Source organism: Bacillus daqingensis, from assembly GCF_042654445.1.
In the GTDB taxonomy this organism is placed as follows: domain Bacteria; phylum Bacillota; class Bacilli; order Bacillales; family Salisediminibacteriaceae; genus Alkalicoccus; species Alkalicoccus luteus.
On record NZ_JBHSGK010000003.1, the window covers coordinates 432,008 to 456,240 of the forward strand.

A 24,233-nucleotide genomic window follows, 5' to 3' on the forward strand; every position below is an offset into this window, starting at 1 on the left:
TCCGCCCAGACTGCGGACAGCTCCCTTATCTATCGCATTTTTCAATTAGAAAGGAGTGACCGCTTTGAGCATGGAAGATGAACAGCGGAAAGAGCGGTTCAAGCTGCTGATGAAACAGGTTCAGATGCCAGAGGAATTTATGCAGGCTTACGCTGATCAAGCTTCGATCGGCAAGCTGGAAATTCATCAAAAAAACCGTCAGTGGCATTTGTATTTAAATGTGCCGCACGTAATGCCTTTTCCTGCCTACGAGCTGCTAAAAAGCCGGGTTGTGAATGGGCTGTCGCATATAGCTGATGTACACATGTATATTCGAACAAGTGACCAGACAGGTGCAGAACGTCACTTTGCCTCGTATTGGCCGTACTTCCTCGAGCGTTTGAAGCATGCAACGAACGGATTAATAAAGCGGCTTGAATCACAGACACCTGATATCGACCATAATAAAATCGTTGTAGATGTCCTTAATGATACTGAAGCAGAGCTCATGAATCGAAGGGTCAGAGAGCCGCTGCAGGGTCTCCTGCGTGAATGCGGATTTCCAGAATGGGGCTTCACTTCCCGTGTGAAAGGCGATACAGAAGAAATTCAAAAATTCGAAGAGCAAAAGCAGGAAGAGGATCATCACAAGGTCGTTGAAGCGATGCTTGAGAAAAAGAAGCAGGAATCCAGAGCGAAGGAAATTCAGGAGACAGAGCGGGTTGCGGTTGGAACAGCCATCAAGGACGAAATTACGCCTCTGGAACGAATTATTGAAGAAGAGCGTCGCATTGCGGTAGAGGGTTACGTCTTTCACGCAGAAACAAAAGAATTAAAGAGCGGGCGCGTGCTTTTAACCTTTAAAATCACGGATTATACCGATTCAATGCTGATCAAAGTATTCTCAAATGATAAAGAAGACATTCCTAAACTGGAAGCTGTTAAAGAAGGCATGTGGATGCGTGCCCGAGGTCCGGTACAGTACGATACGTTCATTCGGGATCTGACAATGATGGCGCGTGATTTTCATGAAATCCGCAGGGAGCCTCCTCAGGACAGGGCTGCTGATAACGAGAAGCGCGTAGAGCTTCACCTTCATACGACAATGAGTCAGATGGATGCTGTCGCATCTGCAAGTGACTACGTGAAGCGAGCTGCTTCATGGGGAATGCCTGCTGTCGCAGTCACTGATCACGCGGTTGCGCAGTCCTTTCCGGAAGCGTATGCTACAGGCAGCAAGCATGATATAAAAATACTGTACGGAGTAGAAATTAATCTCGTCGATGATGGCGTCCCAATTGCCTATAATCCGGAGCCGCGCGACTTGAAAGAAGAAACGTATATTGTGTTTGATGTGGAAACAACCGGTCTGTCAGCCGTTTATAATACGATTATTGAGTTGGCGGCCGTTAAGATCCAAAATGGGGAGGTTATCGATAAGTTTGAATCTTTTGCCGATCCAGGTGAGAAACTAAGCGCGACAATCATTGAACTGACCGGTATAACAGATGATATGCTTGAAGGGCAGCCTGCGATTGACGAAGTTCTGGTTTCCTTTAGAGAATGGTGCGGCAGTGACACGCTCGTTGCCCATAACGCAAGTTTTGATATCGGCTTCTTAAACGCCGGCTATCAAAAAGCCGGCCTGGATAAAGTGAAGAATCCTGTAATTGATACACTCGAATTAGGACGCATGCTCTATCCGCACTTTAAAAACTATCGGTTAAACACGCTTTGTAAAAAGTTCAATATAGAGCTTGTCTCTCACCACCGAGCGATTTATGATGCAGAAGCCACTGCTCATCTGCTCTGGAAAATGGTTAAAGATGCCTTGGAGAAAGACATCACATCATTAGCTGATTTGAACGAACAGGGATCTCCAGAAGACTATAAAAAACAGCGTCCTTATCACTGTACGATATATGCACAAACAAAAGACGGGTTGAAAAACCTGTATAAGCTCGTTTCGTATTCACATATCGATTATTTTTACCGGGTGCCGAGAGTACCAAGGTCAGTATTGCAGAAAAACCGCGAGGGAATTCTTGTCGGCTCGGGGTGCGATAAAGGGGAAGTGTTCGATTCATTAATGCAGAAGGGCCTTGAAGAAACAAAAAATACAGCTGAGTTTTACGACTTTTTAGAAGTCCAGCCACCTGGAAATTACCGTCATCTGGTCGAACGTGAAATTGTTCGCGATGAACTCGAACTGAAAGATATTTTGAAGCAGGTCGTGAAGCTTGGAGAAGAAACAGGACTACCGGTCTGTGCGACAGGCAATGCACATTATTTAAATAAAGAAGATGCTGTTTATCGAAAAGTGCTGATTGCTTCTCAAGGAGGAGCGAATCCGCTGAACAGACAAACCCTTCCCGAAGTGCATTTTCGGTCGACTGATGATATGCTGGCTGAGTTTTCGTTTCTGCCAGAAGAGAAGGCTAAGGAAATTGTCGTTACGAATACGCAGGCTTTTGCGGATCGTATCGATGAGATAAAACCGATTCCGGACGACTTATTTACACCGCATATAGAGGGTGCCGATGACGAGATGCGTCAGCTATGCTATGACCGCGCAAAATCGATCTACGGTGACGACCTGCCTCAACTAGTCGTGGATCGCCTGGAAAAAGAGCTTACGAGCATTATTTCAAACGGCTTCTCGGTCATCTATCTTATTTCACAAAAGCTCGTTAAGAAATCACTCGACGATGGGTATCTTGTTGGTTCGCGGGGATCAGTCGGCTCCAGTTTTGTCGCCACTATGACCGAAATAACGGAAGTAAATCCGCTTCCTCCGCATTATGTTTGCCCTTCATGCAAGCATTCCTATTTCTTTAATGATGGCAGTGTTGGATCCGGATTCGACTTGCCAGATAAACCGTGTGAAAAGTGTGGAACCGCTTATGATAAAGACGGGCACGACATTCCGTTTGAAACCTTCCTCGGCTTTAAAGGAGATAAAGTACCGGATATTGATTTGAACTTTTCCGGTGACTATCAGCCGGTAGCGCACAACTATACAAAAGCTCTGTTTGGTGAAGAGTACGTTTACCGCGCCGGAACAATCGGTACGGTAGCAGAAAAAACAGCATACGGTTATGTGAGAGGATATGAAAGCGATGAAGAGCTTCAGCTGAGAGGCGCAGAGATTGACCGGCTCGTGCAAGGCTGCACAGGTGTCAAGCGGACGACAGGCCAGCACCCCGGCGGTATCATTGTTGTTCCGGACCATTTAGATATTTACGACTTTTCTCCAATCCAGTTTCCGGCAGATGACCGGGAGTCTGAATGGAAAACAACTCATTTTGATTTTCACTCTATTCATGACAATCTGCTTAAACTCGATATTCTAGGACACGATGATCCAACCGTTATACGAATGCTGCAGGATTTGAGCGGGATGGATCCTAAAAAGATTCCGGTCGATGATCCTGAGGTATTCAAGTTGTTCAGCGGCACTGAATCGTTAGGAGTAACACCGGATCAAATCCTCTGTAAAACTGGAACATACGGTATTCCCGAATTTGGAACCCGGTTTGTCAGGCAGATGCTTGAAGAAACGAACCCGTCCACCTTTAGTGAGCTGGTTCAGATTTCGGGGCTTTCTCACGGGGCGGACGTGTGGCTCAATAATGCCGCGGACCTAATTGCAGCTGGAACGTGTCAGCTTAAGGACGTAATAGGCTGCCGGGACGATATTATGGTGTATCTCATGTATAAAGGACTTGATCATCCTCTTGCTTTTAAAATAATGGAATTTGTACGAAAAGGACGCGGCCTTGAAGAGGAATGGATCGAAGAAATGAAAAAGCACGGTGTACCAGACTGGTATATCGGCTCGTGTCTGAAGATCAAATATATGTTCCCAAAGGCTCACGCAGCTGCTTATGTATTGATGGCTGTCAGAATTGCATATTTTAAAGTCCATCAGCCGATGATGTTTTATGCAGCCTACTTTACTGTACGCGCTGATGATTTTGATTTGGATACGATGATTAATGGGTCAGCGTCGATCCGAAAAAAAATCGAGGAGATCCACGGTAAAGGACTAGATGCGTCACCGAAAGAGAAGAGCCTGGTAACCGTACTGGAACTCTCGCTTGAAATGTGTGAACGCGGATTCAGCTTTCAAAAAGTGGATTTGTACCGGTCTAAAGCAACTGAATTCCAAGTGGATGGTGATAAGCTCCTTCCGCCATTTAATGCGATCAACGGTGTAGGAACGAATGCTGCTATCGCTGTAGAAAAAGCCAGAGAGGATGGCGAATTCCTCTCGAAAGAAAATTTGCGGGAACGCAGCCGGATTACGAAGAGCGTACTGGAGAGATTGGATGAGCACGGATGTCTTGAAGGGCTTCCGGATTCCAATCAGCTGTCTCTCTTTTAACCTTCTGCTCGTTTGCAGTCTGATAACCGCTGTGGTATATTAAATACAGACATCGGGATACGAACGTAGGAAAGAGTGGGGCATCCCCACTCTTTCTTTTGCGGTAAATGGACATTGTGAAAAGCAGCTGAGCTCAGCTGCAGACCAAAAAACTTGTTCAATACAGAAGATAGATGAGGAGGTTTGCCTATGTCCCGTACTATTCAGCAGGCAGTTGAGCAGCTTGCAGCTCCAATTTTGGAAGAGCTGGAACTAGAATTGGTAGATGTTGAGTTTCAAAAAGAAGGAAAGAACTGGTTTTTGCGAGTTTTCATCGATTCCGATCATGGAGTCGACTTAGACGACTGTACGAAAGTCAGCGAACGGCTCAGTGAATCACTGGACATTGAAGACCCGATTGAACAGGCGTATTATCTGGAAGTTTCTTCGCCTGGGGCTGAACGTCCACTAAAGAAAAAGCAGGATATCGAAAAAGCTGTTGGAAAGAATGTACATGTTACAACGTACGCTCCAGTAGAAGGAGATAAGGTGTTTGAAGGTGAGCTTCAGCATTTTGAAAATGATACGCTTCATATTGCAGTAAAGCAAAAGCACAAAATAGTTGTCAAGAAGGTGCCTTACGCGCAAGTAGCAAAAGCGCGGCTTGCTGTCATTTTGTAACCATACAGACGGCAAGGCCGCTGTTAAATTTGGAAAGGGGGATTAAAGCTCCATGAACAGTGAATTTATGGAAGCCCTTGCGACCATTGAGAAAGATAAGGGAATTGATAAAGAGGTGATTTTGGAAGCGATTGAACAGGCATTGATCACCGGCTATAAGCGAAATTTTAATTCTGCGCAAAACGTGCGTGTAGATATCGACCGTGATTCCGGTTCGATTCGGGTTTTTGCCCGGAAGCAGGTTGTAGAAGAGGTGTTTGACGCACGGCTCGAGATTTCGCTGGAAGAAGCGCATTCCATTAATCCGCTTTATGAGGTGGACGATGTCGTAGAAATTGAGGTAACACCGCGCGATTTCGGACGAATTGCCGCCCAGACGGCTAAACAGGTCGTAACCCAGCGCGTGCGTGAAGCCGAGAGAGGCATCATTTACTCTGATTTCATCGACCGCGAGGAAGATATCATGACCGGAATCGTGCAGCGTCAGGATCACCGTTTCATTTATGTGGATCTTGGAAAAGTGGAAGCACTCATGCCTTTAAGCGAACAGATGCCGACTGAGAGCTACAAGCACAATGATCGGATCAAAGCATATATTACGAAGGTTGAAAAAACGACAAAAGGTCCTCAAATTATGATCTCCCGCACGCATCCAGGATTACTAAAACGACTTTTTGAGTTGGAAGTTCCTGAAATTTATGATGGCGCCGTAGAAGTAAAATCGGTTTCCCGTGAAGCAGGCGAACGTTCCAAGATCTCCGTTCATGCGGAGAACGAAGACATTGATCCGGTAGGCTCTTGCGTAGGGCCCAGAGGACAGCGTGTCCAAACAATTGTCGATGAACTGCGCGGCGAAAAGATTGATATAGTCCGCTGGTCTGAAGACCCGAAGGTATACGTAGCTAACGCCCTCAGCCCGTCAAAAGTCGTAAAGGTAACGGTGAATGAAGAAGAAAAAATGACGCAAGTAATCGTTCCGGACTACCAGCTCTCTTTAGCAATTGGAAAACGCGGTCAGAATGCCAGGCTTGCTGCCAAGCTGACCGGATGGAAAATCGACATTAAAAGTGAGTCGGAAGCTGAAGAGCTCGGGCTTCTTGACGAAGATGCTGAACCAGTTCAAGAGTCAGAGTCGGAAGAGGAACACGACAGTGTAGCCGACTGGCTCAATGAAGATAACTAAGCTGGAGGGGATTTAACCATGCGCAAGAAAAAAACACCCCTGCGAAAGTGCGTTGTCACTCAGGAAATGAAACCTAAAAAAGAGCTGATTCGTGTCGTGCGAACTCCAGAAGGGGAAGTTGTTTTGGATCCGACTTCTAAAAAGTCCGGCCGGGGAGCTTATGTGTCCAGCGATTTGGATATCATTAATCAGGCGGAGAAAAAGCAGGTATTGGACCGGCATTTAAAAGCATCCGTTCCGGCTTCTCTGTACGAGGAAATGCGCCGGCTTCACTTGCGGGAGCAGCTGCTGTGATCAGTCAAAAGCAGCTGAATCTTCTCGGACTTATGCAGCGCGCAGGCAAGTTAACCACGGGGGAAGAGCTCGTTGTTAAAGCTGTTCAGGCCAAAAAAGCATCAGCGGTAGTGCTCGCTGAAGATGCAGGAGATGCGGTGAAGAAAAAGATAACGGATAAATGCCGTTTTTATCATGTACCGATTGTACAGGCCGGGTTGAGAGAAGATCTCGGAGCTGCAGTCGGAAAAGAAATGAGGGTGACGCTGGCCATTATGGATGAGGGTTTTGCCAAAGCATTTTTAAAGCTCTCTGACGGTCAGGAGTTGTCCTGATATATAGGAGGTACGTTTATGAGCAAAATGAGGATTTATGAATATGCTAAACAAAAGAACGTTACCAGTAAAGAGATCATTACTAAACTGGGGAAAATGGGCATTGAGGTCAACAACCACATGAGCGTGATTACTCAGGATACAATAGATAAGCTGGAAGGAAAAAACGAGAAAAAAGTATCTTCCAAACCTAAGAGAAGTGGTGAGAATGCACCCGTGAAACAAAAAAACAACAGTAAACCAAACGCGAACAAAAAACCTGGACAGAAAAATAACCGGAGCCAGCAAAACAGCCGGGGCGGCGGCAGAAAAGGCGGACCGAAGCCTCAGAAGCAGAAGCCGGCAATGCCTGCATCTATCACGTACGAGCTTCCAATTACGATTGCTGAATTTGCAGGCAAGCTGAATAAAGAGCCGTCTGAAATTATCAAGAAGTTAATGGGTCTTGGTACTATGGCAACGATTAACCAGGAACTTGATAATACGACAATTGAGCTTCTCGGTGAGGAATTTGGCGTGGAAGTAGAAGAAAAAATTGTCGTGGATGAAGCTGAATTTGAGAATATGATTCAAGAAGATGCACCGGAAGATCTTCAGGAGCGGTCTCCTGTCGTTACAATCATGGGTCACGTCGACCATGGTAAAACAACACTCCTGGACAGCATCCGCCACACGAAAGTGACAGCCGGTGAAGCTGGAGGTATCACTCAGCATATCGGTGCCTATCAAGTAGAAGAAAACGGCAAGAAGATTACGTTCCTCGACACTCCAGGTCACGCAGCCTTTACAACTATGCGTGCACGAGGTGCTCAGGCAACGGATATTACAATACTTGTCGTTGCAGCTGATGACGGCGTGATGCCTCAGACAGTCGAAGCGATCAATCATGCTAAAGCAGCTGATGTACCGATTATCGTAGCTGTGAACAAAATTGATAAAGAAGGATCCAACCCGGACCGCGTCATGCAGGAACTCACTGAACACGGTCTCGTTGCAGAAGCATGGGGCGGTGAAACGATTTTCGTCAACGTTTCGGCTATTCAGGGTGAAGGAATCGATGAACTGCTTGAAATGATTCTTCTGGTCAGTGAAGTAGGCGAACTGAAGGCAAACCCGAATAAAGAAGCAAACGGCACAGTTGTCGAAGCGGAGCTTGACCGCGGTCGTGGTCCTGTTGCAACATTGCTCGTGCAAGGCGGAACGCTCCGTGTTGGAGACGCTATTGTCGTCGGGAATACGTACGGAAAAGTCCGTGCAATGGTGAACGATATCGGACGCCGGGTTAAAGAAGCAGGACCTTCCATGCCGGTTGAGATCACCGGTCTGAACGATGTTCCACAGGCTGGAGATCAGTTTAAAGTCTTTAAAGATGAAAAGAAGGCGCGTCAAATTGGGGAAACCCGTTCCATGCGTGAGAAGGTTGCCAGCCGGAAACAAAATTCCACTGTGAGCCTGGATGATTTGTTTGATCAAATCCAGCAAGGTGAAATCAAAGATATCAATATTATTGTCAAAGCAGACGTTCAAGGTTCGGCAGAGGCAATGAAAGGTTCCCTTGAAAAAATAGAGGTCGAAGGCGTTAAAGTAAATATCATTCATACTGGTGTCGGTGCGATTGCAGAATCGGATATCATTCTTGCTTCCGCTTCAAACGCTATTGTGATTGGTTTTAACGTTCGCCCGGACGTAAACGCTAAGCGCACAGCTGATGCGGAAAACGTGGATATTCGCCTGCACCGCGTCATTTACGCTGCAATTGAAGAAGTTGAAGCGGCGATGAAAGGCATGCTTGACCCTGAATACGAAGAAAAAGTCATCGGTCAGGCTGAAGTTCGACAAGTCTTTAAAGTTTCGCGTATCGGTTCAATCGCAGGTTCGTATGTGACAGAAGGAAAGATCACACGCGATTCTACCGTGCGTCTGATTCGCGACGGTGTCGTCATTCATGAGGGATCCCTGCAGGACTTGAAGCGTTTCAAGGATGATGTTAAAGAAGTAGCGAAAAACTACGAGTGCGGTATTACCCTTGACGGTTTTAATGATGTGAAGGAAGGCGACATCATTGAAGCCTATATCATGGAGGAAATTAAACGCACATGATCGGAGCAGTCACGATAGAAGCTCTGCTTTACGATCCGCAGTCATTGAAAGAAAAGCGGGCTGTGACGAAAAGCTGTGCGGATTACATCCGCAGAAAGTTTAACGCGGCCTTTGCCGAAACGGAGCATCAGGATGTTTGGCAGCGCGTAAAATGGGTAGCAGTATCTGTAAGCAGCAACAGAGCAGTCGTGGAAAAAGAGCTTCAGCGGGTGTTGCATTACCTGGATTCCCGTCCTGAACTCGAGATTTCCTCTGTTACCTGGGAATGGCTGTAATTTAGAAAGTCAGGAGTGGTTATTGATGGGTAACGTTCGCGCGAATCGAGTAGCTGAACAGCTGAAAAAAGAAATCTCTGATATTATTCAGCGAGAGCTGAAAGACCCACGTATCGGTTTCATCACGGTGACCGACGTGGAAATTACAGGAGATCTTCAGCAGGCGACCGTCTTCGTTACTGTATATGGAGAAGAAGAGGAGCGCAGAAAAACGCTGGACGCTCTTGAAAAAGGCAAAGGCTTCATTCGTTCAGAAGCTGGAAAGCGAGTGCAGCTTCGTAAAACTCCTGAAATATCGTTTGAATTTGATGAAAGCATTGAACGGGGCAACAGGATTGAAACCCTGCTTAAACAAATGAAAGAAAGAGAATAGCAGAACGCCCCGAAGGGTATATTCCATCTACAGGAGGGGATATACCCTTCCTTTACTTACATAGATTAAATCAGAGCCGGAGGAGATCAACGATGAGTGACGTACACGGGATTGTTCCGCTGTGGAAACCTGCGGGAATGACATCCTTTGAAGCTGTAAAACGAATCAGGCGTATTTACGGAACAAAAAAAGCAGGACATACAGGTACACTCGACCCAGAAGTAGAAGGCGTTCTCCCGGTCTGCCTAGGACGCGCCACGAAGCTCGTGGAGTATTTAACCGGTGTCTCTAAGCAGTATGAGGGGGAAGTCACTCTCGGTTTTTCTACAGATACAGAGGACAGTCATGGGGTCGTCACAGAGCAGACTCCTGTTACGGTAAAGCCTGCCGAAGATGAAGCAGATCGAGTTTTGGCGGAGCTGACAGGTGTGATCAGCCAACAGGTGCCAATGTATTCAGCCGTAAAAGTCAAAGGAAAAAGACTTTATGAATATGCTCGTGAAGGACTGGAAGTAGAGCGGCCGGTCCGTGACATTACTATTTATCATCTCAATCGGACCTCTGAAGTAAAGAAGGCGGCACAAACAGCTTCTTTTACGTTCAGCTGTTTGTGCAGCAAAGGCACCTATATTCGAACGCTCTCAGTCGATATTGGCCGGAAATTAGGATATGCAGCTCATATGTCCGCGCTGACAAGAACCGCCTCTGGCAGTATTTCGGGCAGCCATTGTGTGACATTCGACCAGCTGGAAACGTCAGAAAATCCAGAACGTTATCTCGTATCTATGGAAGAGGCAACCTCTCATTTTCCCTCGATCACAGTATCTGAAGAAATGGAAAAGAAAGTACTTCAAGGTGCCATTCTGCCTCTCCCTGAAGATTTCACTAATGAAGCAACGTTTGCTGCGCTTCACGGAAGCGGCGGTCGGCTTCTGGCCTTATACAAACGAGATGAAAAACGGGAAGGCAGCATGAAACCAGAAAAAATGATCAGAACTGCTGATCAGCCGAGGTGATAGTGATGGAAATAATAGAACTCGAACATCCGATTCAGCCTCAGAAGCTGGAGGCGTCTGCCTGTGCGTTTGGTTTTTTCGACGGGGTGCACCGCGGTCACCAGCAGGTAATTCAAGCTGCCTGCAAAACAGCAGATGAAAAAGGACTGAAAAAAGCGGTAATGACCTTTTATCCGCACCCGAAAGAAGTATTACGTGGCGAAGAGGCGGAATATTTAACAACACTGGAACAAAAAGTTGCCCGCTTGCGAGATGAAGGCATTGATTACTTGTTCCTGGTAACATTCAGCCCTGAATTTGCAGCATTGACGCCTCAGCAATTTGTGGACGAATATGTTATTGGTCTCCAAATTAAACATGTGACAGCAGGCTTTGATTATTCGTTTGGGCATAAAGGAAAAGGAACAATGGATACATTTCCGTTTCACAGCCGGGGAAAAGTCAGTTCGGAAACAGTTGACGCTTATCTCGAAGATGAACAAAAAATCAGTTCGACTGCTGTGCGTAATTGTCTGCATGAAGGGGACGTGGAAACAGCTGCATTGCTGCTCGGAAGGCGCTATGAAATAAGAGGCTTAATCGTACACGGTGCTAAGCGTGGACGCACGATCGGTTTTCCTACAGCAAATGTTGCAATTCCTGAGAAGCAGCTGGCGCCGGCGAATGGGGTGTATTCGGTAAAAGCGGAGGTAGACGGAACGATTTATAATGGAGTTGCAAATATCGGTATTAACCCGACGTTTACATCAAATGGGGACCGCACACTTGAAGTGCACTTGTTTGAGTTCGATGGGGATATTTACGGTAAAGAGTGTTACGTCTCGTTTTTGAAACGCATCAGGGCAGAAAAGAAATTCGGATCCGCTGAAGAGTTGAAGCAGCAAATTGCTGCTGATGCAGAAGAGGCACGTCAGCATATGCACCTTACATCAGAACGAAATTCTTAATATTTCAGGCTCTGCTCTTGCAACAAGCGGGCAAGTCATGTATATTAAATGAGTCGAACCACAGCGCGGCGCTTCGATTCACCGACGTACGCTGGGCTGCAGGCGATTAAAAAAGTTTCAGGAGGTGGATTTGGATGGCATTGACTCAAGAGCGTAAAAATGAGCTTATTACTGAGTATAAGACACATGAAAACGACACCGGTTCCCCAGAGGTTCAGGTAGCTATCCTTACAGAACAGATCAACACACTTAACGAGCATCTTCGTACCCACAAGAAGGATCATCATTCCCGTCGTGGACTGCTGAAGATGGTTGGTCAGCGCCGTAACCTTCTTACGTATCTTCGTAAGAAAGACGTTACCCGCTACCGTGCTTTGGTTGATAAGCTTGGTCTTCGTCGATAAGACGGTCAGAGCGGGAGTCTCTCCCGCTCTTTTTTATTGTGCTTTTAGCGGTACTGTCAGCTTTTCACGGTGCTGATTATTTGATATGATGAATGAGGAATTAAAGGACGCAGACGTTTTACTTATACATACACTGATGATGAAACCTGCATCATGCAGGCGGGAGGAGATTTATAATATGGCCACAGAAAAGAAAGTGTTTAAAACAGAATGGGCCGGCCGTGAGCTGACTGTAGAATACGGCCAGTTTGCCAAGCAGGCGAACGGTGCAGTGATGGTCCGGTACGGGGATACAACCGTGCTGTCTACAGCTACTGCTTCAAAGGAACCTAAGGATCTGCCTTTTTTTCCGCTGACTGTTAATTATGAAGAAAGACTTTATTCAGCCGGTAAAATTCCAGGCGGCTTCATTAAACGGGAAGGACGCCCGAGTGATCATGCGGTTTTGACTTCAAGATTGATTGACCGTCCAATCCGTCCGCTGTTTCCAGACGGCTTTCGTAACGATGTTCAAGTGATCAGCATTGTTATGAGTAATGACCAGAATTGTTCTCCGGAGATGGCTGCAATGGTAGGCTCGAGCCTGGCGTTGTCTGTTTCAGATATTCCATTTGCCGGACCGATTGCAGGTGTTACTGTCGGACGCGTAGAAGGTGAATTCCTCATTAATCCGACGACCGACCAAATGGAGCAGAGCGACATCAATTTGATCGTAGCCGGTACAAAAGATGCAATTAATATGGTGGAAGCTGGCGCTGATGAGGTTTCAGAGGATGTCATGCTGGATGCCATTTTATTCGGCCATGAAGAAATCAAACGACTTGTTGCTTTTCAGGAAGAAATTGCACAGGAAGTGGCACGAACTAAGATGGATGTAAAGCTGTTGAAGCATGACGAGGAACTCGTGGAACAAGTTCGTAAAGCATCCGGAAACCTGATTGAAAAGGCAGCAACCGTAGTCGATAAGCAGGAACGCGATACCGCTGTGAAAAACGCATATGATGATATTCTGGAGCAGTTTGCACCGGAAGATGATGGAGAAGACCGCACCGGGGAAGTAAAGCAGATTTTGGATATGCTGTTAAAAGAGACGGTGCGCAGGCTCATAACGGAAAAAGGAATTCGTCCGGACGGCCGTAAAGTTGATGAAATTCGTCCACTCGCTTCAGAAATTGATATACTGCAGCGAACGCACGGTTCCGGTCTGTTTACCCGTGGTCAGACGCAGGCACTCAGCGTGTGTACACTGGGGGCTCTGGGTGACGTCCAGGTGCTGGACGGACTAGGAATTGAAGAATCGAAACGCTTTATGCACCATTATAACTTTCCTCTCTTCAGCGTAGGGGAAACAGGGCCAATACGTGGACCGGGCCGGCGGGAAATTGGCCATGGTGCTCTTGGAGAGCGTGCATTGGAGAAGGTAATTCCATCTGAGAAAGAATTCCCATACACGATCCGCCTGGTGTCAGAAGTTCTGGAGTCCAATGGATCTACCTCACAGGCTAGTATATGCGCCAGCACACTTGCTATGATGGCAGCTGGAGTGCCGATCAAAGCACCGGTAGCCGGTATTGCAATGGGACTTGTTAAACATGAAGATTCCGTACAGGTCCTGACCGATATTCAAGGCATGGAAGATGCACTTGGGGATATGGACTTTAAAGTAGCCGGTACAAAGGACGGGGTAACCGCTCTGCAAATGGATATTAAGATCGATGGAATCGACAAACAGGTGCTTCAGGAAGCATTAGCGCAAGCGCAGCAGGGACGTATGAAAATCCTTGAAAATATGATGGAGGCAATCTCCGCTCCGCGCACCGACTTAAGTGAATACGCACCTAAGATTATGATGATGTCGATTAATCCGAATAAAATCCGGGATGTTATTGGACCAAGCGGAAAAACAATTAATCAGATTATCGACGAAACAGGTGTGAAGATTGATATCGAGCAGGACGGTACCGTTTATATTGCTTCGACGGATGCGGCTGCCAATGAAAAAGCGAAAAAGACAATTGAAGACCTTGTCCGCGATGTAGAAGTCGGACAAACGTACCTCGGTAAAGTAAAACGCATTGAGAAGTTCGGTGCCTTTGTGGAACTCTTCAAAGGGAAAGACGGACTTGTGCATATTTCTCAGCTTGCACATGAGCGCGTCAATAAAGTCGAGGATATTCTGGAGCTTGGTGATGAAGTAATGGTAAAAGTCACTGAGATCGACAATCAAGGAAGAGTAAACCTCTCCCGTAAAGCAATGCTGGATAAATAATTAGCTATAGCCGGGCCGGCCCGCTGGGAGCACAGCTTCCGGCGGGCTTTCGGTTATTACAAGGCTGGAGGAATGGTTGGAATGGAAAAACGGACGCTTTCGAACAATGTGAGGCTGGTCCTGGAACGGGACACATCTATCCGGTCGGTCTCGGCTGGAATTTGGTTGAGCACTGGTTCCAGGTTCGAACAGCCTGAAGAAAACGGCTCTGCCCACTTCATTGAACATATGCTTTTCAAAGGTACAAAGCATAAATCTGCCTCTGAAATTGCTGAAGCTTTCGATGCAATGGGTGGATACGTAAACGCGATGACGTCCAAAGAATATACAGCATATTATGCAAAGATTTTGGACACCCACGCCAGCAGTGCTGTGGCCCTCTTAACAGAAATGTTTTTTGAGAGCCGCTTTGATGCTGATGAAATGGAGAAAGAAAAGCAGGTCGTACTTGAAGAGATTCATATGTATGACGACACGCCGGACGATCTCGTGCATGAAATGCTGGCCGAGGCTGCATATGGCAATCACCCAATTGCAGCACCGATCCTCGGCACAGAAGAAACACTCGCTTCTTTTAATGAAAGCCGGCTCAGAGATTTCATGAGACGCCATTACGGCGGAGAGCGGCTTGTTATTTCAATTGCAGGTAACTTTACGGAAGAGCTTGTGGAACAGGTTACAGAAGCGTTTACTAATTCAGCACATCATGGAGAGCCGCTCACGCTTGAGAAGCCGCAGTTTCAGGGGAATGTCTTAACCAAAAAGAAAAAGACCGAGCAGGCACATCTTTGTTTTGGCTATGAAGGTGTTTCCCTTACCGACGATGCTATTTACAGCGCTGTGCTGTTAAATAACGTGCTGGGCGGTAACATGAGCAGCAGGCTGTTTCAGGAAATCCGGGAAGAGCGAGGGCTCGCCTATGCCGTTTATTCCATGCACGAGGCATTTCGGGATACTGGTCTTCTTACCATCTATGCAGGAACGCATGAAAAGCATTTAAATGAAACAGTCGATATCATTAAGCGGGTTACCAATGATGTTAAGGAAAATGGGCTGACTGAAAAAGAGCTGGCGAATGCTAAGGAACAACTTAAAGGTAATTTGCTGCTAAGCTTGGAAAGCTCCAGCAGCCGCATGAACCGAAATGCTAAAAATGAGTTGTTTCTTGGCAGAAGCCTGCCGATCGACGAAATGGTACAGGCTATTGATGCTGTCTCAATGCAGACAATTCAAAGGACAGCTCGCTTGATACTGCACGATAATCCGGCTGTCTCCCTTGTTAGTACAGCGGGCTCCCTGCCCGACTCCTTGCGAAATCGTACAGCTGTTGAGTGCTGACAGCTTCTGACGCCTGTTCATGCTGTCTCATCCACTGTATTCACGTGTGCAGAGTCTAATAAGGACTGCTAAACTATTAGAGTGTTCTGATTAAATTGACGGAGGGGTTCATATGTCTCAACAAACATTTAACGTAGCAGTAGTAGGTGCAACAGGAGCAGTTGGGGAACAGATGCTCAAAACGCTCGACCGGCTCGATTTTCCGGTCAACGAATTAAAACTTCTATCATCCAGCCGCTCAGCTGGAAAAATAAAAACATTCCGCGGATCTGAAATTACGATTGAAGAAGCAAAGCCTGAATCGTTTGAAGGCATTCAGCTTGCTCTTTTCTCAGCCGGCGGTTCCGTTTCAAAGGCGCTGGCGCATGAAGCCGTTAAGCGCGGAGCAATTGTAGTGGATAACACCAGCGCATTTCGAATGGATGAAAATGTGCCGCTGGTGGTTCCGGAAGTAAACGAACATGCACTTGAGGCACATAATGGCATTATCGCCAACCCGAACTGCTCTACTATTCAAATGGTAGCAGCCCTAGAGCCTGTCCGCAGGGCTTTCGGAATGAATAAGCTTGTTGTTTCAACCTATCAGGCAGTATCTGGTGCAGGTGCTGATGCCGTGGATGAAATGTACGAACAATCGAGACAGATTCTTGATGGGGAAGAAATAGACCCAAAGGTACTGCCCGTTTCCGGAGATAAGAAGCATTATCAGATTGCGTTCAATGCGGTTCCGCAAATTGATGTGTTTACAGATAACGGATTCACTTTCGAAGAAATGAAAATGATCAACGAAACGAAAAAGATTATGGAAGAGCCGTCTATGCACGTCGCTGCTACATGCGTGAGACTGCCGGTTGAAACGGGTCATTCGGAGTCGGTTTATATTGAAACCGAGCAAGAAGGATTAACCGTTGAAAAATTGAAAGAATTGATGCAGGAAGCTCCCGGGATCACGCTTCAGGATGACCCATCTACTCAGCTTTATCCGCTTGCCGCTGATTCGAAAGGTAAAGACGACATTTTTGTTGGACGAATCAGGCAGGACCTTGATAATCCTAAAGGCTTCCACTTATGGATTGTAGCGGATAATCTGTTGAAGGGTGCAGCTCTGAACTCTGTTCAAATTGCTTTTTCTTTAATTCAAAAAGGGCTGCTTAAATAAACTGTTTGCAATCCCGGCCTCAACAGGCCGGGATTATTTTTGTTTAACTCGGTGAACAAACGATAAAAGGCGTACGTTTTTGACTTCCCTTCTTGTAGCTGGCGGAAAGCAGGATTATAATAGGGATGGTGATGCAGACATGAAACTAATCGTTCAAAAATTCGGCGGTTCTTCTTTACAGACTGAAGCAAAGCGAAATCAGTGTGCAGAACACATTTTAACCGCACTGCAAGATGGATTTAAAGTAGTCGCAGTAGTATCTGCTATTGGAAGAAGTGGAGATCCCTACGCAACGGATACACTGCTGAAATTGGCAGGAGGTAATACACCTGCTGTATCAGCTAAAGAATTGGATATGCTTATGGCATGCGGCGAGACAATATCGTCAGTCGCTTTTTCAGCTTTGTTGCAGCATAAAGGTGTAAAAGCTGGAGCCATGTCGGGAGCCGAAGCAGGCTTTCGAACGAATGAAGTTTACGGAGATGCGCGTATAACGGAAATGCAGACTGCCGCGCTGGAAGGTGCTTTAAAGGATAAGGACGTTATTGTTGTAACAGGATTTCAGGGAATGACTCCGAAGGGAACGACAGCAACGCTTGGCAGAGGCGGATCAGATACCTCTGCTACGGCGCTGGGTGCAGCTTTAAAGGCTGAAATGGTTGATATTTTTACGGATGTTGCAGGTATTATGACCGCTGACCCTCGAATAGCCGGAAATGCGAAACCACTCAAGGCTGTTACATATGCCGAAGTGAGCAACATGGCGTACCAAGGCGCAAAGGTGATTCATCCGAGAGCAGTAGAAATTGCGATGCAGGCAGAAATACCGCTTCGCATCAGGGCATTCTCCGAGGATGGACCAGGCACGATTATTCGGTCAACGATTGACGGAGCGGCTGGACAGGACGTAAAAGAAAGACCAATAACAGCGGTGACACATAAAGATAACGTCTGTCAGATAAAAGCTGCAGGGCCTAATCCTAAAGCAGACGTATTTACTGCGATGGCTGAAGCTGGAATATCTGTTGACTTTATTTCGATCCACCCTGAATTTGCGACTTTCACGATTCCGTCCGAAAAACGTACTGAGGCTCTTGACTCTTTACAAGATCTCCCTCATGACGTAACATGGACGGACCAATGTGCGAAGGTCGCGGTTGTCGGAGGAGGCATGAGCGGTGTTCCCGGCATTGCAGCCAAAATAGTGACAGCACTTGAGCAGCAGGGCATTCATGTGCTTCAGTCAGCAGATTCCCACACGACCATTTGGGTGCTTGTAAGCAGTCCGCAGCTGCGCAATGCGGTTAATGTACTTCATGACAGTTTTTTAACGGACAACAACGCTTAGCGCAGGTTGAATGAGGAGGATGACAGATGAAACTAGGAAATGTCGTAACAGCGATGATTACACCATTTAATCAGCAAGGTGCTATTGATTTTGATCAGCTCGGACCTCTCGTAGATTTGTTGATTGAGCGAGGTACAGAAGCGGTCATCAGTGGAGGAACGACGGGAGAATCTGCCACACTCAGCATGAAAGAAAAAGCTGAGCTTTACCGTGAAACCGTCAGAGCGGCAAACGGCCGCATTCCGGTTATTGCAGGAACAGGGATGAATGACACCCGTGCGACAGCTGAATTGTCGATTCAGGCTGAAAAAGACGGGGCAGATGGAATCATGCTGGTAGCGCCTTATTATAATAAACCGTCTCAGCAGGGGATGTATGAGCATTTTAAAACCATTGCTGAAAAAGTATCAATTCCGGTCATGGTTTATAACGTGCCTGGCAGAACAATGGTGAATCTCCTGCCCGAAACTGTCATCGCATTATCCGAGGTTCCAAACATTACAGCAGTTAAAGAGGCAAGCGGCAATCTTGACCAGCTGACAGCTCTCGTAGCAGGAACGCCGGATCATTTTGCCGTTTATTCCGGTGATGACAGTTTGACGCTTCCTTCTGTTGCCGTTGGAGCAGACGGCATTGTTTCGGTATCGAGCCACATCATCGGCCGTGAAATGCAGGAGATGATTGCTCATTACAGAGAAGGCAGACCGGATCAGGCGGCCTCGATGCATCAGAAGCTCGTTCCGTTTATGAGAGCGATGTTTATCGCACCAAGCCCGTCCCCGTTAAAAACGGCGTTAAATATGCAAGGATTTGACACAGGCGGAGTTCGGCTTCCGTTAGTAGCACTCGATGAAACAGAAAGAGCTCTCGTGCAGCGTGCCTTGAATGATGTATCCAGCATGAGCAGATTTTCCAGCTGACGCTCTTCGAATATTAATCCGTCAAGAAGCTGAGCTTGTATCGATTTCGGTACAGGCTCTTTTCTATTGATCTTTCTGTGCTCCTTCCGGCATGTAGAAAAGAAGATCTAGGTATACGTACAAATGAATGCGAAGAAAGATCGAGTATACGTGTCATATACGTTAGGACAGCTCATGAAACTGGAAGTCCAGCTTGTGAACCTGCGCCTCGTTCATGTATACTTATAAAAGAGGTTCAGATCGGCTTGGTCAGCAGAGTAAAAAATGAGTGTGGAAACAGTGCATGTCCAGAGAACGTCTGAGGAGACAGACGTTCTTTCTGGTGGACCGGTAATCATTTTTGATGCGTGTTAAAACGCCTGCTGTCGCATTTACTGAATAATGAACATCTACACAGTTGAACTTTTGATACAGGAGGAATTAATTTGGCAAATCAACAGACCGACAAAATTAAAATCTTTGCCCTGGGAGGGCTGGGAGAATCCGGCAAAAATCTCTACGTGGTGGAGCTGGATGAAAATATCTTTATTCTTGATGCAGGCTGTATGCATCCGGAAGACGACATGCTTGGTGTCGATATCGTCATTCCAGATATGTCATATCTTATAGAGAACAAGGATCGGGTTCAGGCTCTTATTCTTTCTCATGGTCACGAAGAGCATATTGGAGCTGCAGCATATCTGCTGCGCGAAATCAAAGTTCCGGTTTACGGTTCCAAGTTTACGCTTGCACTTCTTAAAGATGAGTGCGACGAAATAAAGCTTAAAAAGAAGCCAAAGTTTCATGAAGTACACGCTGACTCCAAGGTCCGCATTGCAAAAACACCAGTGAGTTTCTTCCGAACGAATCATAGTATTCCGGATTCACTCGGAATTGTCATTCATACTTCTCAGGGACCGATTCTCTACACTGGAGACTTTAAATTTGATCAGAATCCTGTTGATGGACAAACTATGGACATCGATAAACTTACAGAAATTGGGTCGAAGGGTGTTCTCTGTCTGCTGTCTGACAGTTCTGCTGCTGAAGTACCAGGCTATACCCCATCTGAGTCAATCGTAGCCGAAGGGCTTAAAGATGCTTTTCACGAAGCACCGCAGGCATTGATTGTTGCCGTTTATGCCACACATCTGCATCGAATCCAGCAGGTTATCGACGCTGCAGCTCAAAAAGAACGCAACGTAGCGGTCGTTGGAAAAGCAATTGAGCGGGCTGTAGATCTTGGACTTGAACTCGGATATCTGACCGATGACGAAGACGTGCTTATTTCGAAAAAAGAAATCAAGTCACTCGACAGAGATGCGCTGGTTGTTCTGACAACAGGAACACAGGGAGAGCCAATGAGCGATCTGATGAAGATGGGCAAAGGTTCTCATCCGCTGTTTAAGATTCAAAATAAGGACAGAATGATTATGTCTTCTATGCCAAAACCCGGCAATGAGAAGCTCGTTTCTCAAATGATTGATTTAATTTCCCGTACAGGCGCAGATGTTGTATACGGAAAAACAAAGAAAATACATGTAAACGGGCATGCCAGCCAGGAAGAACTGAAGCTGATGTTAAACGTTGTAAAGCCTCAACACTTTATTCCTGTAAGCGGTGAATATCGAATGCAGTATGCCCACCAAAAGCTTGCAGCTTCTGTTCATGTAGATCCTGATAACATCTACCTTTTGGAAAAAGGAGAAACGGTGGAATTTCAAAAGCGGAAGGGCAAGCGTGGACCTAAAGTCCCTTCCGGTCATGTCTTGATTGATGGTCTCGGTGTTGGAGATGTAGGTAACATTGTACTTCGGGACAGAAGACTTCTTTCTAAAGATGGGATTCTGGTAGTAGTCGTGACGCTTAATAAAAAACATAATGAAATTCTGTCAGGTCCGGATATTATTTCCAGAGGATTTGTTTACGTGCGCGAATCTGAAGCATTAATTAATGAAGCAGAATCACTCGTAAAAAAATCTCTGGGAGAAGCAATGGAGCAGAATCAAACGGAGTGGTCCCAGCTGAAAAGCCATGTTCGGGATCAGCTGAGCCGCTATTTGTACGAAAAAACAAAGCGCCGACCGATGATTATGCCAATTATTATGGAAGCCTAATGAATGTCGACAGTGTCTCCCTGCAGGTACCTGCATTGCGGGGGCACTGTTTGTTTTAACAGCAGGATAGCAGGAAGGTCGGATACATATGGCAACGAAAAAAAGAAAGAAAAAACCTACGAAAAGAGAGCAGCAGTGGAAACGCCTGCTCAAGTTTGAAGGAGCCGGCGTTCTCTTAGCTGTCACTGCGGTCCTGATCCTGTTTCAGCTGGGATGGATCGGCGAAACGGGCCAAAACATGTTTAGGTTTGTTACAGGAAGCCTTTACTGGCTTCCTGCTGCAGCTTTATTTTTGCTTGGACTTTTCCTCATGTGGAAACGAGCATTTCCGGTTCTTTTATCCAGAACAGCCTCTGGGGTCCTTTTAGCAACAGTGGGAATCGTCAGTTTGCTGCAGCTGCCGTTTCGCCGACGCTACACAGATGGCGTGCAGAATGGGATTGAGCTCCAATCCGCATCTTTTGGAGAAATCGAAGGATTTCATGGCGGAGTTGCTGGAGTAGTGATTTTTGAAAGTGCTGCTGTACTCGCTGCCGCTCCCGGGGCTATCATGCTTGCGATGGTACTCGTTGCAGCAGGGGCAGTAGTAGCAAGCCGTAAATCAATTATCGACATCATGAAATGGAGCGCAGAAAAACAAAAGCCGGCTGCTGTACGCATAGGCAAAAAAATAAAGCAGCTCTTTGCTTCTGTCTCGGCCTCCTTAAAACGGAAATTTCGAGAGCGTAAGTCAAAGAATAACCCGGCTGCTGAAGCGGAAGACTATGCTGCCGAAGATGAGAAACCGGTAGAGCTTTCTGCAGAACCGCATCAGTCAGAGGAAAAGGAACCGCTTATTTATGATTTTACAGCTACTGCATATGAAGAACCTCTTCAGCAGGACGAGAAAAAGGAAATAGAGCCGGCAGAATCAGTGCCTGAGGAAACTAAACAGCAGGGGCTCGTTGTTCAGGAAAGCGAAAATGTAGATTATAAGCTTCCGTCTGTTAACCTGCTCGCTCCCCCTTCCAAACAAACCCAGTCAAAGGAGCATTCTCAGCTTTCAAAAAACGCCCGAAAACTGGAAGAAACGCTCGCAAGTTTCGGCGTTTCGGCAAAGGTGACTAAGGTACATCTTGGACCGGCAGTCACTAAATATGAAGTATATCCGTCCACGGGGGTTAAAGTAAGCCGGATAGTAAATCTCTCTGATGACCTTGCATTAGCACTTGCTGCAAAGGACATTCGAATGGAGGCGCCCATCCCGGGAAAGTCTGCTATTGGGATTGAAGTTCCGAATCAGGATGTAGCACTCGTTACATTTCGGGAGGTAATTGACTCGCAGCAGATGAAAACGGAGTCTAATCCACTTGCCATAGCACTTGGCAGAAATATATCCGGAGAAGCTGTTGCCGCTCATTTAAATAAAATGCCGCATCTGCTCGTTGCCGGTGCAACTGGGAGCGGAAAAAGTGTATGTATTAACGGTATCATTGTCAGCATCCTGCTACGAAGTAAGCCGCATGAAGTGAAATTAATGATGATTGATCCGAAAATGGTGGAACTCAATGTTTATAACGGGATCCCTCATCTGCTGTCACCAGTTGTAACAGAACCGAAGAAAGCAGCACAGGCGCTTAAAAAGGTCGTTAATGAGATGGAAAGAAGATATGAATTGTTTGCGGCGACCGGTACGCGTAATATAGAAGGGTATAACCAGCACATTCACCGAGAAAATGAAACGCGAGAGGAGCCTTATTCTCCGCTCCCATATATCGTCGTGCTTGTCGATGAACTCGCTGACTTGATGATGGTTGCTTCAAGTGACGTGGAGGATGCCATAACCCGTCTTGCTCAAATGGCGCGGGCAGCGGGGATCCACTTGATCATTGCAACGCAGCGTCCTTCTGTCGATGTCATTACCGGGGTCATTAAAGCGAATATTCCCTCCAGAATTGCTTTCGGCGTCTCGAGCTCAACAGACTCCAGAACGATTCTTGATGGAGCGGGAGCGGAAAAGCTGCTCGGAAAAGGAGATATGCTCTTTATGCCTGTAGGGTCCGGGAAGCCGGTCCGTATACAAGGGGCGTTTCTAAGTGACGAAGAAGTGGAAAAGGTAGTAAGGCACTGTATTGAACAACAGCAGGCTCAATACGCGGAAGATATGATTCCAGATGACGAACCGGAAACAACTGGTGCTGAATCTGACGATGCATTGTTCCCAGACGCTGTTGCGCTGGTAACAGAAATGCAGACAGCTTCTGTATCGATGCTGCAGCGGCGTTTTCGAGTCGGGTATGCTCGTGCTGCGAGGCTGATCGATGAAATGGAACAGCAGGGTATAGTAGGTCCTTACGAAGGAAGTAAGCCCCGTGAGGTGTTGGCGGCCAGACGGGAAGACGACCATAGTAATTAACGAGGGAGAAGCGTCAAAACTAATGGCAGGAGGCATCTACGTTGATAAAATCCGATTCAAGACCGCTTTATCTGCAGGTAATCGATAAAATAAAAGAGGATATTGAAAAAGGCCGTTACAAAGCCGGAGAAAGACTGCCCTCTGAGTTCGAGCTCTCCAGGCAGCTGGGTGTCAGCCGGGCGACGCTGCGTGAAGCGCTTCGCATGCTGGAAGATGAAAGTGTCGTTGTCCGGCGTCATGGGGTTGGAACGTTCATTCATACGAAGCCGCTTTTTTCATCGGGAATCGAAGAGCTGTTTAGTGTCACCGATATGATTCGCCGCGGCGGGAGGGAGCCAGGAACTAATTTTCTCTCGTCTGGGTTTGTAGAAGCGACACCAGAAGACAAGGAACATTTTCACGAGGAAGATCTTCAGCAGGTAATGAAGATTGAGCGGCTTCGGACAGCGGATGGAGATCCGGTAGTATACTGTCTTGATAAGCTTCCGGAAAACCTGCTCCCGGATCCGGTATCGCGAGGAGATGAGTCCATCTTCAATCAACTGGAACAAAATGGAATTACAATAGCTTATGCCATGACGGATCTGGAGCCGCTCGGATATCATGAACACGTCTCCGAGCTCCTCCAGTGTGACCCTGAAACAGCGTTACTTGTCTTAAAGCAAATGCATTATGATGATCAGGAGCGCGCTGTGCTTTATTCGGTGAACTATTTTCGTGCCGATAAATTTAAATTTCACGTATTACGAAAACGGGTATTTTAGGAGGCGGACGAT

19 protein-coding genes are annotated in these 24,233 nt (G+C 46.7%); all 19 read left to right on the forward strand.

Annotation, left to right across the window (positions count from 1 at the left end):
* Positions 1 to 70 precede the first annotated feature (70 nt).
* The 19 genes from ACFO4L_RS03485 to ACFO4L_RS03575 all read left to right on the forward strand — a co-directional run bounded on the left by ACFO4L_RS03485 (position 71) and on the right by ACFO4L_RS03575 (position 24,221).
* The gene (locus tag ACFO4L_RS03485) at positions 71 to 4,366 is read left to right on the forward strand and encodes a PolC-type DNA polymerase III (RefSeq protein WP_377908558.1); all 4,296 of its coding nucleotides are present in this window, start codon (positions 71 to 73) and stop codon (positions 4,364 to 4,366) included.
* 189 nt (positions 4,367 to 4,555) lie between these two features.
* A complete protein-coding gene (gene rimP / locus ACFO4L_RS03490; protein WP_377908265.1) occupies positions 4,556 to 5,026 on the forward strand; it encodes a ribosome maturation factor RimP in 471 nt (156 codons plus the stop codon).
* A 52-nt stretch (positions 5,027 to 5,078) separates the two neighbouring features.
* Positions 5,079 to 6,209 (forward strand): transcription termination factor NusA, encoded by a 1,131-nt coding sequence (nusA, locus tag ACFO4L_RS03495; protein WP_377908266.1) that lies wholly within the window; start codon positions 5,079 to 5,081, stop codon positions 6,207 to 6,209.
* Positions 6,210 to 6,227: 18 nt separating this feature from the next.
* On the forward strand, positions 6,228 to 6,503 hold the full coding sequence (gene rnpM, locus ACFO4L_RS03500; RefSeq protein WP_377908267.1) for an RNase P modulator RnpM: 276 nt from the start codon (positions 6,228 to 6,230) through the stop codon (positions 6,501 to 6,503).
* Positions 6,500 to 6,817, forward strand: coding sequence for a L7Ae/L30e/S12e/Gadd45 family ribosomal protein (locus ACFO4L_RS03505; RefSeq protein WP_377908268.1), 318 nt, complete (start codon positions 6,500 to 6,502; stop codon positions 6,815 to 6,817). Before rnpM ends, ACFO4L_RS03505 begins: the two co-directional genes overlap by 4 nt.
* A gap of 18 nt (positions 6,818 to 6,835) precedes the next feature.
* Positions 6,836 to 8,917, forward strand: a complete 2,082-nt coding sequence (infB, locus tag ACFO4L_RS03510; RefSeq protein WP_377908269.1) for a translation initiation factor IF-2 — start codon at positions 6,836 to 6,838, stop codon at positions 8,915 to 8,917.
* On the forward strand, positions 8,914 to 9,192 hold the full coding sequence (locus ACFO4L_RS03515; protein ID WP_377908270.1) for a DUF503 domain-containing protein: 279 nt from the start codon (positions 8,914 to 8,916) through the stop codon (positions 9,190 to 9,192). Before infB ends, ACFO4L_RS03515 begins: the two co-directional genes overlap by 4 nt.
* Positions 9,193 to 9,217: 25 nt before the next feature.
* Complete coding sequence (rbfA, locus tag ACFO4L_RS03520; protein ID WP_377908271.1) at positions 9,218 to 9,565, forward strand: 30S ribosome-binding factor RbfA; 348 nt, start codon at positions 9,218 to 9,220, stop codon at positions 9,563 to 9,565.
* 92 nt (positions 9,566 to 9,657) lie between these two features.
* Entirely contained in the window at positions 9,658 to 10,581 is a 924-nt protein-coding gene (gene truB / locus ACFO4L_RS03525) for a tRNA pseudouridine(55) synthase TruB (RefSeq protein ID WP_377908272.1), read from the forward strand.
* Between the two features lie 5 nt (positions 10,582 to 10,586).
* Positions 10,587 to 11,528: a bifunctional riboflavin kinase/FAD synthetase gene (locus ACFO4L_RS03530; RefSeq protein WP_377908273.1), complete on the forward strand. Its 942-nt coding sequence runs from the start codon at positions 10,587 to 10,589 to the stop codon at positions 11,526 to 11,528.
* 134 nt (positions 11,529 to 11,662) lie between these two features.
* Entirely contained in the window at positions 11,663 to 11,932 is a 270-nt protein-coding gene (rpsO, locus tag ACFO4L_RS03535; RefSeq protein ID WP_168004595.1) for a 30S ribosomal protein S15, read from the forward strand.
* Positions 11,933 to 12,110: 178 nt separating this feature from the next.
* Entirely contained in the window at positions 12,111 to 14,201 is a 2,091-nt protein-coding gene (gene pnp, locus ACFO4L_RS03540) for a polyribonucleotide nucleotidyltransferase (RefSeq protein WP_377908276.1), read from the forward strand.
* A gap of 81 nt (positions 14,202 to 14,282) precedes the next feature.
* Positions 14,283 to 15,539 (forward strand): M16 family metallopeptidase, encoded by a 1,257-nt coding sequence (locus ACFO4L_RS03545; protein ID WP_377908277.1) that lies wholly within the window; start codon positions 14,283 to 14,285, stop codon positions 15,537 to 15,539.
* Positions 15,540 to 15,651: 112 nt separating this feature from the next.
* Positions 15,652 to 16,698 carry an aspartate-semialdehyde dehydrogenase gene (locus ACFO4L_RS03550; protein ID WP_377908279.1) on the forward strand — a complete coding sequence of 349 codons (1,047 nt, stop codon included), beginning with the start codon at positions 15,652 to 15,654 and terminating at the stop codon, positions 16,696 to 16,698.
* A 139-nt stretch (positions 16,699 to 16,837) separates the two neighbouring features.
* Positions 16,838 to 18,046 carry an aspartate kinase gene (dapG, locus tag ACFO4L_RS03555; RefSeq protein WP_377908280.1) on the forward strand — a complete coding sequence of 403 codons (1,209 nt, stop codon included), beginning with the start codon at positions 16,838 to 16,840 and terminating at the stop codon, positions 18,044 to 18,046.
* A gap of 26 nt (positions 18,047 to 18,072) precedes the next feature.
* On the forward strand, positions 18,073 to 18,966 hold the full coding sequence (gene dapA, locus ACFO4L_RS03560; RefSeq protein ID WP_377908281.1) for a 4-hydroxy-tetrahydrodipicolinate synthase: 894 nt from the start codon (positions 18,073 to 18,075) through the stop codon (positions 18,964 to 18,966).
* Positions 18,967 to 19,391: 425 nt separating this feature from the next.
* Positions 19,392 to 21,062 (forward strand): ribonuclease J, encoded by a 1,671-nt coding sequence (locus tag ACFO4L_RS03565; RefSeq protein WP_377908282.1) that lies wholly within the window; start codon positions 19,392 to 19,394, stop codon positions 21,060 to 21,062.
* Between the two features lie 88 nt (positions 21,063 to 21,150).
* Positions 21,151 to 23,457: a DNA translocase FtsK gene (locus tag ACFO4L_RS03570; RefSeq protein WP_377908283.1), complete on the forward strand. Its 2,307-nt coding sequence runs from the start codon at positions 21,151 to 21,153 to the stop codon at positions 23,455 to 23,457.
* 41 nt (positions 23,458 to 23,498) lie between these two features.
* Complete coding sequence (locus ACFO4L_RS03575; protein WP_377908284.1) at positions 23,499 to 24,221, forward strand: GntR family transcriptional regulator; 723 nt, start codon at positions 23,499 to 23,501, stop codon at positions 24,219 to 24,221.
* The last annotated feature ends 12 nt before the right edge of the window (positions 24,222 to 24,233 follow it).